The sequence below is a fragment of the Sphingomonas jinjuensis genome, assembly GCF_014197105.1.
Lineage (GTDB): Bacteria > Pseudomonadota > Alphaproteobacteria > Sphingomonadales > Sphingomonadaceae > Sphingomonas > Sphingomonas jinjuensis.
The window spans coordinates 409,506-424,110 of record NZ_JACIEV010000003.1 but is presented as its reverse complement, the minus strand read 5'-3'; the positions used below and the strand labels follow the sequence as shown (position 1 = coordinate 424,110).

Annotated in this window: 13 protein-coding genes; 9 read left to right on the top strand and 4 right to left on the bottom strand. The window is 69.1% G+C overall.

The window, feature by feature from the left end:
* Nucleotides 1-195: 195 nt before the first annotated feature.
* Nucleotides 196-1,542 (bottom strand): ABC1 kinase family protein, encoded by a 1,347-nt coding sequence (locus tag GGQ80_RS07605; RefSeq protein ID WP_183983326.1) that lies wholly within the window; start codon nucleotides 1,540-1,542, stop codon nucleotides 196-198.
* Nucleotides 1,543-1,614: 72 nt separating this feature from the next.
* Between GGQ80_RS07605 and GGQ80_RS07600 the strand changes: the two genes are divergently transcribed.
* Nucleotides 1,615-1,953, top strand: coding sequence for a hypothetical protein (locus GGQ80_RS07600; protein WP_183983323.1), 339 nt, complete (start codon nucleotides 1,615-1,617; stop codon nucleotides 1,951-1,953).
* 7 nt (nucleotides 1,954-1,960) lie between these two features.
* Here GGQ80_RS07600 and GGQ80_RS07595 read toward each other — a convergent pair whose 3' ends face one another.
* The gene (locus GGQ80_RS07595) at nucleotides 1,961-3,577 is read right to left on the bottom strand and encodes an FAD-dependent oxidoreductase (RefSeq protein WP_183983321.1); all 1,617 of its coding nucleotides are present in this window, start codon (nucleotides 3,575-3,577) and stop codon (nucleotides 1,961-1,963) included.
* 102 nt (nucleotides 3,578-3,679) lie between these two features.
* On the opposite strand from GGQ80_RS07595, the gene GGQ80_RS07590 reads away from it, so the two are divergent.
* From GGQ80_RS07590 to GGQ80_RS07555, 8 genes are all read left to right on the top strand, one after another.
* A complete protein-coding gene (locus tag GGQ80_RS07590; protein ID WP_183983320.1) occupies nucleotides 3,680-4,411 on the top strand; it encodes a dihydrofolate reductase family protein in 732 nt (243 codons plus the stop codon).
* 151 nt (nucleotides 4,412-4,562) lie between these two features.
* Nucleotides 4,563-5,411 carry a TorF family putative porin gene (locus tag GGQ80_RS07585; RefSeq protein WP_183983318.1) on the top strand — a complete coding sequence of 283 codons (849 nt, stop codon included), beginning with the start codon at nucleotides 4,563-4,565 and terminating at the stop codon, nucleotides 5,409-5,411.
* 111 nt (nucleotides 5,412-5,522) lie between these two features.
* The gene (gene kdpF, locus GGQ80_RS07580) at nucleotides 5,523-5,612 is read left to right on the top strand and encodes a K(+)-transporting ATPase subunit F (RefSeq protein WP_037531783.1); all 90 of its coding nucleotides are present in this window, start codon (nucleotides 5,523-5,525) and stop codon (nucleotides 5,610-5,612) included.
* Between the two features lie 13 nt (nucleotides 5,613-5,625).
* Nucleotides 5,626-7,329 carry a potassium-transporting ATPase subunit KdpA gene (gene kdpA, locus GGQ80_RS07575; RefSeq protein ID WP_183983315.1) on the top strand — a complete coding sequence of 568 codons (1,704 nt, stop codon included), beginning with the start codon at nucleotides 5,626-5,628 and terminating at the stop codon, nucleotides 7,327-7,329.
* Between the two features lie 19 nt (nucleotides 7,330-7,348).
* Nucleotides 7,349-9,382, top strand: a complete 2,034-nt coding sequence (gene kdpB, locus GGQ80_RS07570) for a potassium-transporting ATPase subunit KdpB (RefSeq protein ID WP_183983314.1) — start codon at nucleotides 7,349-7,351, stop codon at nucleotides 9,380-9,382.
* Between the two features lie 34 nt (nucleotides 9,383-9,416).
* On the top strand, nucleotides 9,417-9,983 hold the full coding sequence (gene kdpC / locus GGQ80_RS07565; RefSeq protein ID WP_183983312.1) for a potassium-transporting ATPase subunit KdpC: 567 nt from the start codon (nucleotides 9,417-9,419) through the stop codon (nucleotides 9,981-9,983).
* Nucleotides 9,980-12,631, top strand: coding sequence for a sensor histidine kinase (locus GGQ80_RS07560; protein ID WP_183983310.1), 2,652 nt, complete (start codon nucleotides 9,980-9,982; stop codon nucleotides 12,629-12,631). Before kdpC ends, GGQ80_RS07560 begins: the two co-directional genes overlap by 4 nt.
* Nucleotides 12,631-13,308 carry a response regulator transcription factor gene (locus GGQ80_RS07555; protein WP_183983308.1) on the top strand — a complete coding sequence of 226 codons (678 nt, stop codon included), beginning with the start codon at nucleotides 12,631-12,633 and terminating at the stop codon, nucleotides 13,306-13,308. The genes GGQ80_RS07560 and GGQ80_RS07555 overlap by 1 nt, the downstream gene beginning before the upstream one ends.
* Before the next feature lie 51 nt (nucleotides 13,309-13,359).
* Here the strand turns inward: GGQ80_RS07555 and GGQ80_RS07550 are convergent, their stop codons facing one another.
* Both GGQ80_RS07550 and GGQ80_RS07545 read right to left on the bottom strand, forming a co-directional pair.
* Nucleotides 13,360-14,091, bottom strand: a complete 732-nt coding sequence (locus GGQ80_RS07550) for a fatty acid desaturase (protein ID WP_343050934.1) — start codon at nucleotides 14,089-14,091, stop codon at nucleotides 13,360-13,362.
* Nucleotides 14,088-14,555: a sterol desaturase family protein gene (locus tag GGQ80_RS07545; protein WP_183983306.1), complete on the bottom strand. Its 468-nt coding sequence runs from the start codon at nucleotides 14,553-14,555 to the stop codon at nucleotides 14,088-14,090. Before GGQ80_RS07545 ends, GGQ80_RS07550 begins: the two co-directional genes overlap by 4 nt.
* Between the last annotated feature and the right edge of the window lie 50 nt (nucleotides 14,556-14,605).

Sequence of the window (14,605 nt, the reverse complement as noted above, 5' to 3'; positions counted from 1 at the left end):
CCAGCAACCCGTCCGGGCCACCGCTGCGGTGACAGCCATCTAGGTGACCCTCACCCACCGGTCAACAGCTTTTTGCAGTTTTTTGACGAGGCCGTGTGTTTTTCCCGGTTTTCCGCCGGTTTCGACGGCGCTCACCCCAAGCCCGCGCGGGAACCTAACCCCCAAACGTGAGTCGAACAGACGGGGAATCGCTCCCTAAACGCCCTTCCCTGCCCCAATCGCCGCCGCAGCGAGGCCGCGGACATCGACTTTCGCCTTTAATCGCGCCGCGAGCAGCGCGGTACCGCTCACCTTGCGCTGCACGAACAACGTTTCGGCATGCGGCACGTGCCAGGTCGCGCGATCCGCGATCATCGCCTTGGCCTCCTCGCTCACGACCGGCACGAAAGCCCGATCGCCGAAGTCGAACGCTCCTGGTCGATTCAGCGCCTCGTCGATCGCCGCGATGATTCGGTCCACCGCCGGCTGATGCGCCGCAGCAGCCGCCGCCCCCAGGAAGCCCGTTTCCACCGCGATCTCGCGGATCAGGTCGAGATCGCGCGCCAGTCGCGCCTCGATCAGCCGGCGATAGGCATCGGCGGTCGCAGCCGGTACATCCCGCGCCGCACCGAAATCGAGCAGCACCAACGCGCCGCTGTCGGGCTGCCAGCGGTAATTGGCGAAGTTGGGATCGGTCTGCATCACTCCGAACTCGAACAGTTCGCGCAGCACCAGCGACACCAGCGCGGTCATCGCCGCATCGCGAGTCTCCTGCGGCGTTTCCGCCAGCGCCTCGATCGGCCGCCCTTCGACGAAGGTCATCGCCAGCACCTGCCGCGTCGTCAGCGCCTCCTCCAGCTGCGGCACGACATAGCGTGCGTCGCCAGCGAGCCGCTCGGCATAGCGGCGCATCTGCTCGCCCTCGCGGACATAATCGGCCTCGTCGGCGAGCTGGCGCTTCGCTTCCTCGAGCAACGGCGTCAGGTCGAGCGTCGCAGGCAGCAGCCCCGATACGCGGAGCAGCGTCGCGACATTGTCGACATCGGCATCGATGCTGGCGGCAACACCCGGATACTGCACCTTGATCGCCAACACCCGGCCGTCGGGCAGCGTCGCGCGGTGGACCTGGCCGATCGACGCCGCCGCCATCGGCGCCGCCTCGAAATGGCGGAAGCGGCGTCGCCAGTCGCTGCCCCACTCGCGGCGCAGCACCTGGTCGAGTTGCTGCGGCGGCATGCGATACGCCTGGTTGCGCAGCCGCGCGAGGATCGTCGACAGCTCGGCGGGAAGCATGTCGCCCGCATCCATCGAGATCATCTGCCCCAGCTTCATCGCCGCGCCGCGCAGGTGCGACAATCGGTCGGCGACGCGCGCCGCATTGCCGGGGGTCAGCATCAGCTCGCTCATGCTCGGCCGCTCGCCCTGCGCTAGCCGGCGCGCGCCCTCGGCCAGCATGCCGCCCGCCACCCCGCCCGCCAGCCGGCCGAAGGTGCCGAGCCTGGCGATCCGGCCGCTGGGAACGGCGCGGTGGCGAGCGCCACTCGTATCGTCGTCGTGATGCATGCGTGAAGAGCGCGGCAACGGCGCTTCGGGTTCCGTGGGAACACGGCGCTTCGTCCAACGTCCCTTCATCCGATGACGAAGCGCACCGACCCGCCGCCTCCCGTGACACCCGACGGCCGCTACATCGTCGTGCGGGGCCGGCTGTGGCGGCGTGCCGATCCGCATCTGCCGGAGGCCGAACGCCAGCGCCTCGTCGGCGAGCTGATGGCCGCGCGCCGCGCCGTCGCGGCGGCGTTGCGCAGCGGCGACGCGGGCGGATTGCATGCGGCTCGTCAGGAGGTCGACGCCGCCAAGACGAGCCTCGGCGAGCGCGGGCCGGTGTGGTGGGACGGCGACGAGGATCTCAACCGCCATCTCGCCCGCAATACTCGCTATGCCGAATGGTACGCCGCGCTGGGCGAGGCCGGCTGACGCACGATCAGCCGTCGCCGTTCACATGGCTCCATACCTTGGAGATGACGACCGAGCCCTCGCCGACCGACGAGGCGACCCGCTTGACCGATCCCGCACGCACGTCGCCTACCGCGAAGATCCCGCGGCACGAGGTGGCGTAGGGCGAATCCCCGCCCGCCTCGCGACCGGTCACGACGAAGCCCTTACCGTCGAGCGCCACCAGGTCGGCGAGCCAGCCGGTATTCGGCGCCGCCCCCACCATCACGAACAAGGCGCAGGCGGCGACGCGGTGTTCGCCAGCGGGCGTGCGGATCGTCACCGCCTCCAGCGCCGCGTCGCCGTGGAGGGCGACCACTTCGGCGCCATAGTCGATGCTGATCGCGGGATCGGCCTCGAGCCGGGACGACAGGTAGCTGGACATCGACTGCGCCAACGAAACGCCGCGCACCAGCACGCGGACGTGATCGGCGACGCGGCTGAGGTACATCGCTGCCTGCCCCGCCGAATTGCCGCCGCCGATGACGATCACATGATTGTCGCGGCAAAAGCGCGCCTCGTTCTCGGTCGCGGCATAATAGACGCCGGCGCCTTCGAAATGCTCGAGCCGATCGATCGGCAAGCGGCGATATTGCACCCCGGTCGCGACCACGACCGCCTTGGATCGGACGCGCTGGCCGGTATCGAAGGTCGCGCAGAAGCTGTCGTCGTCCAGCCGGTCGAGTCGCTCGACGCGCAGCGGCATGGCGAAGCGGGTGCCGAATTTCATCGCCTGCACTTCGCCACGCCATACCAGGTCGGCGCCCGAAATGCCGGTCGGAAAGCCCATGTAATTCTCGATACGGCTCGACGTCCCCGCCTGGCCGCCGATCGCGGTGTCGTCGACCACGAGCGCACTCAGCCCCTCCGCCCCGGCATAGACGGCAGCGGCGACGCCCGCCGGACCGGCGCCGACGATCAGCACGTCGACCGCCTCGTCGTCGACGAACTCGCGGTTGAGCCCCATCAGCTTGGCGACCTTCGGCGGGGTCGGATCGGTGACGACGATGTCGCGGCCGAAGATCACGACCGGCCGATCGTTGGGCACGGCGCAGTTGGTCGCAACCGCCAGCGCCTCCTCGCTGCCGATCGCATACGAGACATAGGGCAAGCGGTTGCGGCTGGCGAAGGAGGCCACCCGGCGGACGCCGCGATCCGCCTCCTCGCCGATCAGCACCAGCGAGGCGTCGTGCCCCTCCAGCTGCCGCCGCCGCCGCGCCGCCAGCACGGTGATGATGATATCCGACATCTCGGGGACATGCGCCATCAGCTCGAGCATCGCGTCGCGCGGCACCTCGATCGTGCGCGTATCGCGCGCGGCGCGCATCGCCATCGACCAGCTCCCACCACTCAGGAACGAGATTTCCGCCATGAACTGCGTCGGTCCCAGCGTCGAAGGCACCAGCCGCTCGCCGGTGAAGGCATTGACGACCTCGATCTCGCCATCCTCGACATAGACGAAGCGTTCGACCGGATCGCCGGGCCGCACCAGCAGCGTACCGGCGGGATAGAAGGCCTCCTGGCCCCGCTCCTTGATCTGCGCGACATGGCTGGAGGCCAGCGGCACGCGCTGCATCTCGCGTAGATCGTGGCCGATCGTCTCCATGCTCGTTCCCCCGTGCGTCGGACTTTTCTGCCCCAGCCCCAATGCCATGGCAACGATGGGCAAGCTGGCGAGTTTGCTCTGGCCCATGCCAGGAGCCGAACCGTGACCGACCGCCCCACCGTCATCTGCCTCATGCAATCGTCGCTCGACGGGGGCCTCCATCCCAGCAAGTTCACCGCCAGCCCCGATGGCGGGCCGAAGGAATGGAGCAGTCTCTACGAAGCGCTGCATGACGAGCTAAACGGCGATGCCTGGCTGGTCGGGCGAACGACGATGGCCGAGATGGCGAAGGGCACGGCCCATCCCCCGGCAACGCCGGTGACGGTCGAGCGCCCGCACCACTTCGCGAACCGCGACGCCAAGCCCTACGCGATCGCCGTCGACACCCGCGGCGAGCTTCACTTTGGCGGTGACAATGTCGGCGGCGATCATGCCGTCGTCCTGCTCGGCAATGGCGTCCGCGACGAACATCTCGCCGAGCTGGCGGGAGACGGCGTCTCGTACATCGTCGCCGACGCCAAGCACCTCGACCTCGCCGACGCGCTCGTCACCCTGCGTCGCGAGCTCGGCATCGAACGGCTGATGCTCGAAGGCGGCGCCCAGATCGTCGGCAGCTTCCTCGCCGCCGGCCTCGTCGACGAACTCCACGTCATCGTCGCCCCCGCCCTCGACGCGCGGGAGGATATGGAAGGCTTCGTCGTCCATCGTTCGGACGGCCTTGCCGGCAAGGTCCGCCTGTCCTTCGCCGCCTGCAAGCCGCTCGATCACGGCGCGGTTCTTCTGAGCTACGAGGTGCTAGCCTCTTCGTCCTCCCCACACATGGCGGAAGACTAAGATCGCGCTTGTCTATCCCCGAAATCGGCAAAACTATACGCCAGCTATACGCGTAACCCCGGAATCGATCTCGAACCTCTACGCGCCCAACGCCTAATCGAGCCCCTCGCAGCGCGCCCAATCCCCGGCGTCGCTGTCGCAGGGGCCGACCATGACGCCGTTTCGTTTTCCCGTTCTCGCACTGCTCGCGCTGCCGACCGCCGCGATCGCCCAGACCACGACGCCCGATAACCGGCCGCCGGCGCTGAGCGTCAGCGGCTCGGTCGGCGTCACCTCCGACTACAGGTTCCGCGGCGTTTCCCAGTCCGACGAGCATCCGGCGATCCAGGGCGGCATCACCGTCAGCCACAAGAGCGGCGTCTATGCCGGCATCTGGGCCTCGAACCTCGCCGGCTGGGGCACGTTCGGCGGCGCGAACATGGAGCTCGACCTGATCGGTGGCTATCGCGCTCCCCTGGCGGGCGGCACGCTCGATGTCGGGCTGACCTGGTACACCTATCCCGGCGGCGCCGACAAAACCGACTTCGCCGAACCCTATGCGAAGCTCAGCGGCACGAGCGGCCCCGCCACGCTGACGGCGGGCGTCGCCTATGCCCCGAAGCAGCAGGCGCTCGGCCGCTGGTACCGCACCGGCGCAGACGCCGCCGCGGGGATCTACACCCGCCCCGGCGCCAGCGACGACAACCTCTATCTCTGGGGCGACGGCGCCTATGCCATCAGCGGCACGCCCTTCACCGCCAAGGCGCATGTCGGCCACAGCTGGGGCCAGAACGGCCTTGGCCCCAACGCCACCGCCGTCTCGCCGACGGGCAGCTATTGGGACTGGTCGCTCGGCGCCGACACGACATGGCGCAACCTGACGCTTGGGCTCGCCTGGGTCGATACCGACATCTCGAACCGCGAGGCCGCCTATCTGCGGCCGAGCTTCAGCAAGGGCCAGGACGGCACCGGCAACATTGCCGGATCGACCTTGCTCATCTCGCTCGCCGCCGCCTTCTGACCGGAGCAACCACCATGCAGGATCTGATCTGGCTCGCCGTCCTCGCCGGGCTCGTCGCGCTGACGCTCGCCTATGCCCGGCTGTGCGACCGCGCCTGAGGAGACATTCGCGATGACCCTCGACCTCTGGCTCGCCGCGCTGACCGCGCTGGGCCTCCTCGTCTATCTGGTGGCGGTGCTCATCCGCCCCGAGCGCTTCTGAAGGGAGCGGTACGATGACACTTCAGGGCTGGTTCCTGATCCTCCTCTTCGTCGGCATCCTGCTGGCGCTCACCAAGCCGATGGGCCTGTGGCTTTACGCGCTCTACGAAGGGCGGCGCACGCCGCTCCATGCCGTCCTCGGCCCGGTCGAGCGCGGCTTCTACAGGCTGTCGGGGATCGACCCGACCGCCGAGCAGGGCTGGCGTCGCTACGCCGTCCATATGCTGCTGTTCAACGTCGCGCTGCTCGCGCTGGCCTATGCGGTGCTTCGGCTGCAAGGCGTTCTGCCAGGCAACCCGCAGCACCTTGGCAACCTGTCGCCCGATCTCGCCTTCAACACCGCGATCAGCTTCACCACCAATACCAACTGGCAGAGCTATGGCGGCGAGGCCACCATGTCGAACCTCAGCCAGATGCTGGGGCTGACGATCCACAACTTCCTGTCGGCGGCGACCGGCATCGCGCTCGCCTTCGCGCTGTTCCGCGGCTTCGCTCGGCGGGAAGCGAAGGCGATCGGCAATTTCTGGGCCGATATGACGCGGGTGACGCTCTACCTGCTGCTGCCGATCTGCGTCGTCTACACCGTCTTCCTGATCGCGAGCGGCGTGCCGCAGACGCTGGCCGGCGTCGTCGACGTCCAGACGCTGGAGGGCGCACGCCAGTCGATCCTGCTCGGCCCCGTCGCCAGCCAGGAAGCGATCAAGATGCTTGGCACCAACGGCGGCGGCTTCTTCAACGCCAATTCCGCCCATCCGTTCGAGAACCCCACCGCGCTGACCAACCTCGTCCAGATGCTGTCGATCTTCCTGATCGGCTTCGGCCTGACCTGGACCTTCGGCAAGGCGGTCGGCAACACCCGCCAGGGCTGGGCGATCCTGTCGGCGATGGTCATCCTGTTCCTTGCCGGTGTCACCGTCACCTATTGGCAGGAGGCGGCGGGCAATCCGGTTCTTCACCAGCTCGGCGTCGCCGGCGGCAACATGGAGGGCAAGGAGGTCCGCTTCGGCGTTCCCGCCTCGGCGCTGTTCGCAGTCGTCACCACCGCCGCCTCGTGCGGCGCGGTCAACGGCATGCTCGACAGCTTCACGCCGCTTGGCGGCATGATCCCGCTGTTCAACATCCAGCTCGGCGAGGTCGTGATCGGCGGCGTCGGCGCGGGCATCTACGGCTTTCTGCTGTTCGCCATCCTCGCGGTGTTCGTCGCCGGGCTGATGGTCGGCCGCACGCCCGAGTATGTCGGCAAGAAGATCGAGGCCCGCGAGGTCAAGCTGGCGGTACTCGCCATCGCCGTGCTGCCGCTCGTCATCCTCGGCTTCACCGCCCTGTCGTCGGTGGTCCAGGCTGGCCTTGCCGGCCCGCTCAACAAGGGGCCGCACGGCTTCAGCGAGATCCTCTACGCCTTTACCAGCGCAGTGGGGAACAACGGCTCGGCGTTCGGCGGTCTCACCGCCAACACCCCCTATTACAACGCGCTGCTCGGCCTCGCGATGTGGTTCGGCCGCTTCTTCGTGATCGTGCCGATGCTGGCCATCGCCGGCAGCCTCGCCGCCAAGAAGCATACCCCGGCGGGTGCGGGATCCTTCCCGACGACCGGCGGCCTGTGGGTCGGCCTACTCGTCGGGATCATCCTGATCCTGGGCGGCCTCACCTTCCTGCCCAGCCTCGCGCTCGGTCCCATCGCCGATCATCTCGCGATGATCCGCGGCCAACTCTTCTGACGCTCGAAAAGGCCGTATCATGGCACGCGCTAACACCGCCTCGCTCTTCACCGCCGAGCTGATCGTTCCCGCGATCCGCGACGCCTTCGTCAAGCTCGATCCGCGGGCACTCGTCCGCAACCCGGTGATGTTCACCACCGCCGTCGTCGCGATGCTGCTGACGGTGCTGCTTGTCGCCGGCCACGACGGTCTGGCGACGGGCTTCAAGCTTCAGCTCGTCATCTGGCTGTGGCTCACCGTCCTCTTCGGCACCTTCGCCGAGGCGCTGGCGGAGGGCCGCGGCAAGGCGCAGGCCGCGTCGCTGCGCGATGCCAAAGCCGAGCTGCGCGCCAAGCTGCTAACCGGCGTCGGCGACACCTGGGAGCTCGTCCCCGCCTCGCGCCTGACGATCGGCGACGTCGTCCTCGTCGAGACCGGCGACCTCATCCCCTCCGACGGAGAGGTCGTCGTCGGCGTCGCCTCGGTCAACGAGGCCGCGATCACCGGTGAAAGCGCCCCCGTCATCCGCGAGGCAGGCGGCGATCGATCCGCCGTGACCGCCGGCACCCGCGTCATCTCCGACGAGATTCGCGTGAAGGTGACCGTGGAACCCGGCCAGGGCTTCCTCGACCGCATGATCGCGCTGGTCGAGGGCGCGGAGCGCCAGAAGACCCCCAACGAGATCGCGCTGACGATCCTGCTCACCGGCCTCACCATCATCTTCCTCATCGCGGTCGGTACCGTACCGGGCTTCGCCAGCTATGCCGGCGGCAGCATCCCCGTCGCGATCCTCGCCGCGCTGCTTATCACGCTGATCCCCACCACCATCGCGGCGCTGCTGTCGGCGATCGGCATTGCGGGCATGGACCGTCTCGTCCGCTTCAACGTGCTCGCCAAATCGGGCCGCGCGGTGGAGGCGGCGGGTGACGTCGACGTCCTGCTCCTCGACAAGACCGGCACGATCACCATCGGCGACCGCCAGGCGTCGGAGTTCCGTGCCGTCGGCGGCGCCAGCGAGGCGGAACTGGCCGAGGCGGCGCTGCTCGCCAGCCTGGCCGACGAGACGCCCGAGGGTCGCTCGATCGTCGTCCTCGCCCGCGACCGCTTCGACCTGCAACGGCCGATGCCCGCTGGTGCCGAGGTGATCCCCTTCACCGCCCAGACCCGCGTGTCCGGCGTCCGCTTCGCCGACACGCTAATCCAGAAGGGCGCGGTCGATTCGATCCTGCGCGCCAATGCCGGTGCCGGCGAGACCGCCGCCGCCACCGAGCTTCGCCGCATCACCGACGAGATCGCCCGCGCCGGCGGCACCCCGCTCGCGGTCGCCAAGGACGGCCGACTGCTCGGCGCGATCTTCCTCAAGGACGTCGTCAAGGCGGGCATTCGCGAACGCTTCGCGGAGCTGCGCCAGATGGGCATCCGCACGGTGATGATCACCGGCGACAATCCGCTGACCGCCGCCGCGATCGCCGCCGAGGCCGGGGTCGACGACTTCCTCGCCCAGGCGACGCCGGAGGACAAGCTGGCGCTGATTCGCCAGGAACAGCAGGGCGGCAAGCTCGTCGCGATGTGCGGCGACGGCACCAACGACGCCCCCGCCCTCGCCCAGGCCGACGTCGGCGTGGCGATGAACACCGGCACCCAGGCGGCGCGCGAGGCGGGCAACATGGTCGACCTCGACAGCGACCCGACCAAGCTGATCGAGGTCGTCGGCCTCGGCAAGCAGCTGCTGATGACCCGCGGCAGCCTGACGACCTTCTCGGTTGCCAATGACGTCGCCAAATATTTCGCGATCATCCCGGCGATGTTCGTCGCGCTCTATCCCGGCCTCGGCGTCCTCAACGTCATGGGTCTGGCGACCCCGGAGAGCGCGATCCTCAGCGCGATCATCTTCAACGCGCTGATCATCCCGATGCTGGTGCCGCTGGCGCTGAAGGGCGTCGCCTACAAGCCGATGGGCGCGGGCCCGCTGTTGGCCCGCAACCTCGCCGTCTATGGCCTCGGCGGGCTGCTGGCGCCGTTCGTCGGCATCAAGCTGATCGACCTCGCGGTCACGGGGATCGGGCTTGCCTGACCGCCGGCGCGGCCCCCCTCTCAAGGAACCGACCATGAACCAAGACCTTACCACCGCCCTGCGTCCGGCGATCGTCATGACGATCCTGTTCGCGATCCTGCTCGGGCTGGTCTATCCCCTAGCCATGACCGGTATCGGCCAAGCCATCTTCCCCGGCCAAGCGAACGGCAGCCTCGTGCGTGACGGCAACCGGGTGATCGGTTCGACCGTCCTCGGCCAGGCCTTCACCTCGGACCGCTATTTTCACACCCGCCCCTCCGCCGCCGGCAAGGGCTATGACGGGCTCGCGTCCTCCGGCTCCAATCTCGGCCCGACCAGCAAGGCGCTGGTCGACCGGATCAAGACCGACATCGCCGCCCAGCGCGCCGCGGGCGTCGCCGGCGCTTTGCCGGCCGATCTCGTCACCGCCAGCGGCTCGGGCCTCGACCCGGATCTGTCGCCCGCCGCCGCCTACGCCCAGCTGGATCGCGTCGCCCGCGTCCGCCGCCTTGACGTCACCCGCGTCCGCAGCCTCGTCGCGGCGCAGGTCGAGGACTCGATGGTCGGCGATCCCCACGTCAACGTCCTCGCGCTCAATCGCGCGCTCGACGCGGTGCGATGACGCCCGGCGGCGATTCCCGTCCCGATCCTCAGGCCCTCCTGCGCGCCGCCGCGCAGGAGGGCCGCGGCCGTCTCAAGATCTTCCTCGGCGCCGCCCCCGGCGTCGGCAAGACCTTCGAGATGCTGCAGGAAGCCGCCGCCCGCCGCCGCGAGGGTGTCGACGTCGTCGTCGCCATCGTCGAAACCCATGGTCGCGCCGAGACCGAGGCGCTTACCCGCGGCTGCGAGATCATTCCCCACCGCCTCGTCGCCTACGAAGGGCGGACGTTGGGCGAGATGGACCTCGACGCGGTCCTCGCCCGTGCGCCCCGCCTCGCGCTGGTCGACGAGCTCGCCCACAGCAACGCCCCCGGCAGCCGGCATCCCAAGCGTTATCAGGACGTCGAGGAACTGCTTGCCGCCGGGATCGACGTCTATTCGACGGTCAACATCCAGCACGTCGAAAGCCTCAACGACGTCGTCGCCGGCTTCACCCGCATCCGCGTGCGCGAAACGGTGCCCGACCGCATCCTCGAATTGGCCGAGATCGAGGTCGTCGACATCCCGCCCGACGAGCTGATCGAGCGGCTCCAGGCCGGCAAGGTCTATGTCCCCGAGGAAGCCAGCCGCGCGCTCGGCCACTTCTTCTCCAAATCGAACCTGTCGGCGCTTCGCGAACTCGTGTTGCGCCGCGCCGCGCAGGCGGCTGACGCGCAGATGCTCGATCATGTCCGTGCGCTCGGCGTCGGCGGCACCTGGGCCGGGGGCGAGCGGATCGTCGTGGCGATCAACGAACTGCCGGGCGCCGACTCGCTGGTCCGCGCCGCCAAGCGGCTCGCCGACGCGCTGCGCGCGCCCTGGACGGCAGTGTTCGTCGAAACGCCACGGACTCAGGGCTTCGCCGCGGCCGAGCACCAGCGGCTCGCCGCCGCCATCACGCTCGCCACCCAGCTCGGCGGCCAGATCGCCACTGTCCCCGCCACCGACGTCGTCAGCGGCCTCGGCGCCTATCTCGCCGAGGCACGCGCCACCCAGCTTATCGTCGGCAAGTCGCAGCGCTCGCGCTGGTTCGAATTGCGCCACGGCTCGGTCGTCGACCGGCTGGTGCGAACGACACCGGGCGTCGGCGTCCACGTCCTGCCGCTCGAACGCCGAGCCCCCGCCCGCCCGGTCCGCCGCACCGGCAGCTGGGGTGCGCCCAGCGGCTATGGCTGGACGACGCTGATGATCGCCGCCGTCACCGCCGCCGCGACCCAGCTCGACCATATCCTCGACCTCGGCAACGTCGGCATGCTCTATCTGCTGCCGGTCATGGCCGCCGCCAGCCTGTTCGGCCTGCGCACCGGCCTGTTCGCTGGCATCGCCTCCAGCCTCGCGTACAACTTCTTCTTCCTGCCGCCGGTCGGCACGCTGACCATCAGCAATCCCGAGAACGTCGTGTCGGTCGTGGTCCTGCTCGGCGTCGCCACCGTCACCAGCCAGCTCACCGCGCGGGTGCGCGCCCAGGCCGATCTCGCCGCCGCCAGCGCGCGGACCAACGCGGTGCTCGCCGGTTTCCTGCGCGAACTTACCGCGCTCAAGACCGAGGACGAGGTTCGCCGCACCCTCGTCGCCGAAATCGCCCGCCTGTTCGATCGCGCCACCGTGCTTCTCGCCTCCGAGGGCCAGGGCATGACCGTCCAGGCCGCGAGCGACGCGGCGCATGAATTGGGGGCGCTCGATCTCGCCGCGGCGCAATGGGCCGCCGACACCGCCAGTGCCGCCGGCCGCGGCTCTGGCACGCTCACCGCTTCGGAATGGTTGTTCCAGCCGCTCGTCGGCGGGGACAGGGTCCTCGGCGTCCTCGGCATCGCCGACCGCCGCGCGGGCGATGCGGTGCGGGCCGACCAGCTGCCGTTGCTGGCGAACCTGATCGACCAGGCCGCGCTCGTTCTCGAACGCTTCCGTCTGGAGGCCGATATGCGCGGCCTCGATGCGATGCGGACGCGCGACAGGTTGCGCGGCGCGCTCCTGTCGTCGGTCGGCCATGACCTGCGCACCCCCCTCACCGCCGTCATCGCCGCCGCCGACCAGCTCGACCACGGCGCCACGCCGGCGCTGATCGCGACGCTCAAGGCCGAAGCCGCGCGCCTCCATCGGTTCGTCAGCAATCTCCTCGACATGGCGCGGGTAGAAGCGGGTGCGCTCCGCCTCGCCATCGAGCCGATCGACCTCAGCGATGCCGTGACCAGCGCCGCGCACGACGCGCGCACCGCGCTCGGCGGGCACGACCTGCGCCTCGCCGTCCCGCCCGATCTGCCGCTGGTCAGGGCCGACCCGCAGCTTCTCCACCATTGCCTGCTCAACCTGCTCGACAATGCCGGCCGCTACGGTGATCCCGGCAGCCCCGTGGTGATCGAGGGCCAGCACCGCTATGGCGAGCTGCGTCTGGCGGTCCTCGATCACGGTCCCGGCCTGCCGCCCGGCAAGGAGGCACTGGTGTTCGAAACCTTCCGCCGACTCGAAGGGTCGGATCGCGCCGTTGGCGGCACCGGGCTGGGCCTCGCGATCGTCAAGGCGTTTGCCGAGGCGATGGGCATCGCGGTCGAGGCACGCAACCGCGATGACGCGACCGGCGCTGCCTTTACCCTCGTCTTTCCCGCCGCCCTCATCGTCCGCGAGGTCGGCTGATGGCCGCGCGCATCCTGGTCGTCGACGACGAAGTCGCGATCCGCCGCCTCCTGCGCAACACGCTGGAGCGCGACGGCTACCTCGTATCGGAAGCCGGCACCGGCAGCGACGCGCTCGCCGTCGCCGCTGCCGAGCATCCAGACGCCATCCTGCTCGACCTCGGCCTACCCGACCGCGACGGCCTCGGCCTCATCCCGCTGCTGCGCGCCGACCGCCGCGCGATCCTCGTCGTCTCCGCGCGCGAGGCGACGGCGGAGAAGGTCGCCGCGCTCGACCTGGGCGCCGACGACTATGTCACCAAGCCGTTCGACAGCGAGGAGCTGCTCGCCCGCCTCCGCGTCGCCCGCCGCCACCGCGACGCGGGCGAGCGACAAACTGCGGTGGTCGACATTGCCGACGTCGTCATCGACCTAGACCGCCGCCTCGTCCGTCGCGGCGGTGCCGAGGTGCATCTGACCCGCAAGGAATATGACGTCCTGGCACTGCTCGCCCGTCACCCCGGCCGCGTCATGACCCACGATGCCATCATCAAGGCCGCGTGGAACGCGAGCGAAGACCCCCGCATCGAATATCTGCGCATCGTCATCCGCAACCTGCGCCAGAAGCTCGAGGCGCCGGAACCGGTCGGCAGCCTGATCGCCAACGAATTGGGTGTCGGCTATCGCCTGCGCGGGTGACGAGGGGCGACGTCGGAATGCGGACGGCCGTCGCCGGGCAAGCGTCCGGCGTCAGCGCGACGCGGCCGCCGCCGCGCGACGCAGACTCGGCAGGCGCCACCACGGGGTGCCTGGGCTCAGGTGATGCTCGTGATGATAGGCGCCGAAGTGGAAGCACGTCAGCAGCGACAGGCCAGGGCCAAGCTGATTGCTGCGCGCATTGTGCGCGTCGGCGAACGGCTCGTCGGCATGGCGATGCGGCAGGAACGTCCCGAACAAGAAGAGCTGCGCAAGCGCCATCAGCGCGGGGATCGCCCAGAAGACGACGATGTTGATGAGCGAGGCCCCCAGCATCATGTAGGCGATCGCAGCCAGCGTGATCCGCAGGATCTGGCCGTGGGTGTAGTAGCTGCGGAAGAAGCTGGCGAACCAGGGCAACGCTCGGCGCGGCGCAGCGACATGGAAGTCCGGGTCTTCCGGCGTTCCGGGCGCGGCGTGATGCGCATGATGCTTGGGGAGCAGCGCGCGATAGGACAGGCCGGCATAGGCCGCGAGACACATCGTCCCCACCGCCATGTTGAGCCGCGGCCGCCCCGGCGCGAATGAGCCATGCATGCAATCATGGGCGACGATAAACAGCCCCGTGCTCAGCCACGCCTGAACGAGCACGACGACTGCCGCCAGCGCGATGCCGACCGCGGACCACTGCCACAGGAAGATGCCGACGACATGGATCGTCAGCCACGCCGCGCCCAGCGCGCCGGCGAGTGCCAGGCTGCGGCGGGCGCCGCTTCGATCGCTCACCGGTCCACCCGCTCCGACAATCGCCGCTTCAGCCGCGCCGGATCGGGCGCGAACAGGAAGCCGAAGCTCACCCCGCCGTCCTTGCCCTTGACCGCATGATGAAGCCGGTGCGCCTGATGGAGTCGTTTGAAATAGCCGCGTCGCGGCACCCACCGCATCCCGAACCGCTGATGGACCAGCATGTCGTGAACGATCGCATAGATGCCGCCGTATACCGTGATCCCCAGCGCGAACCACCACAACGGCTCCCAGCGAACGCCGACGACGAACAGCGCGATGACGATCGTCGCGAAGGTCAGCGCGTAGAGGTCGTTCTTCTCGAACGCGCCGTCATGCGGCTCATGGTGCGAGCGATGCCAGCCCCAGCCCCAGCCGTGCATGACATATTTATGCGCCGCCCAGGCGAAACACTCCATGAGCAGGACCGTCACGACGACGATCGTCAGCTTTTCATACCAGGCCATGCGCCCCTTTAGCCCCGGTGCCCATGATCGCACCAGTCTTAGTCGACGAG

Bases quoted from the DNA above. Each gene is read 5' to 3' on its own strand.
- GGQ80_RS07605 (WP_183983326.1), bottom strand. From the start codon at position 1,542: ATGCATCACGACGACGATACGAGTGGCGCTCGCCACCGCGCCGTTCCC.
- GGQ80_RS07560 (WP_183983310.1), top strand. From the start codon at position 9,980: ATGACGCCCGGCGGCGATTCCCGTCCCGATCCTCAGGCCCTCCTGCGC.
- kdpA (WP_183983315.1), top strand. From the start codon at position 5,626: ATGACACTTCAGGGCTGGTTCCTGATCCTCCTCTTCGTCGGCATCCTG.
- GGQ80_RS07585 (WP_183983318.1), top strand. From the start codon at position 4,563: ATGACGCCGTTTCGTTTTCCCGTTCTCGCACTGCTCGCGCTGCCGACC.
- GGQ80_RS07555 (WP_183983308.1), top strand. From the start codon at position 12,631: ATGGCCGCGCGCATCCTGGTCGTCGACGACGAAGTCGCGATCCGCCGC.
- kdpC (WP_183983312.1), top strand. From the start codon at position 9,417: ATGAACCAAGACCTTACCACCGCCCTGCGTCCGGCGATCGTCATGACG.
- GGQ80_RS07600 (WP_183983323.1), top strand. From the start codon at position 1,615: ATGACGAAGCGCACCGACCCGCCGCCTCCCGTGACACCCGACGGCCGC.
- GGQ80_RS07545 (WP_183983306.1), bottom strand. From the start codon at position 14,555: ATGGCCTGGTATGAAAAGCTGACGATCGTCGTCGTGACGGTCCTGCTC.
- GGQ80_RS07595 (WP_183983321.1), bottom strand. From the start codon at position 3,577: ATGGAGACGATCGGCCACGATCTACGCGAGATGCAGCGCGTGCCGCTG.
- kdpB (WP_183983314.1), top strand. From the start codon at position 7,349: ATGGCACGCGCTAACACCGCCTCGCTCTTCACCGCCGAGCTGATCGTT.
- kdpF (WP_037531783.1), top strand. From the start codon at position 5,523: ATGACCCTCGACCTCTGGCTCGCCGCGCTGACCGCGCTGGGCCTCCTC.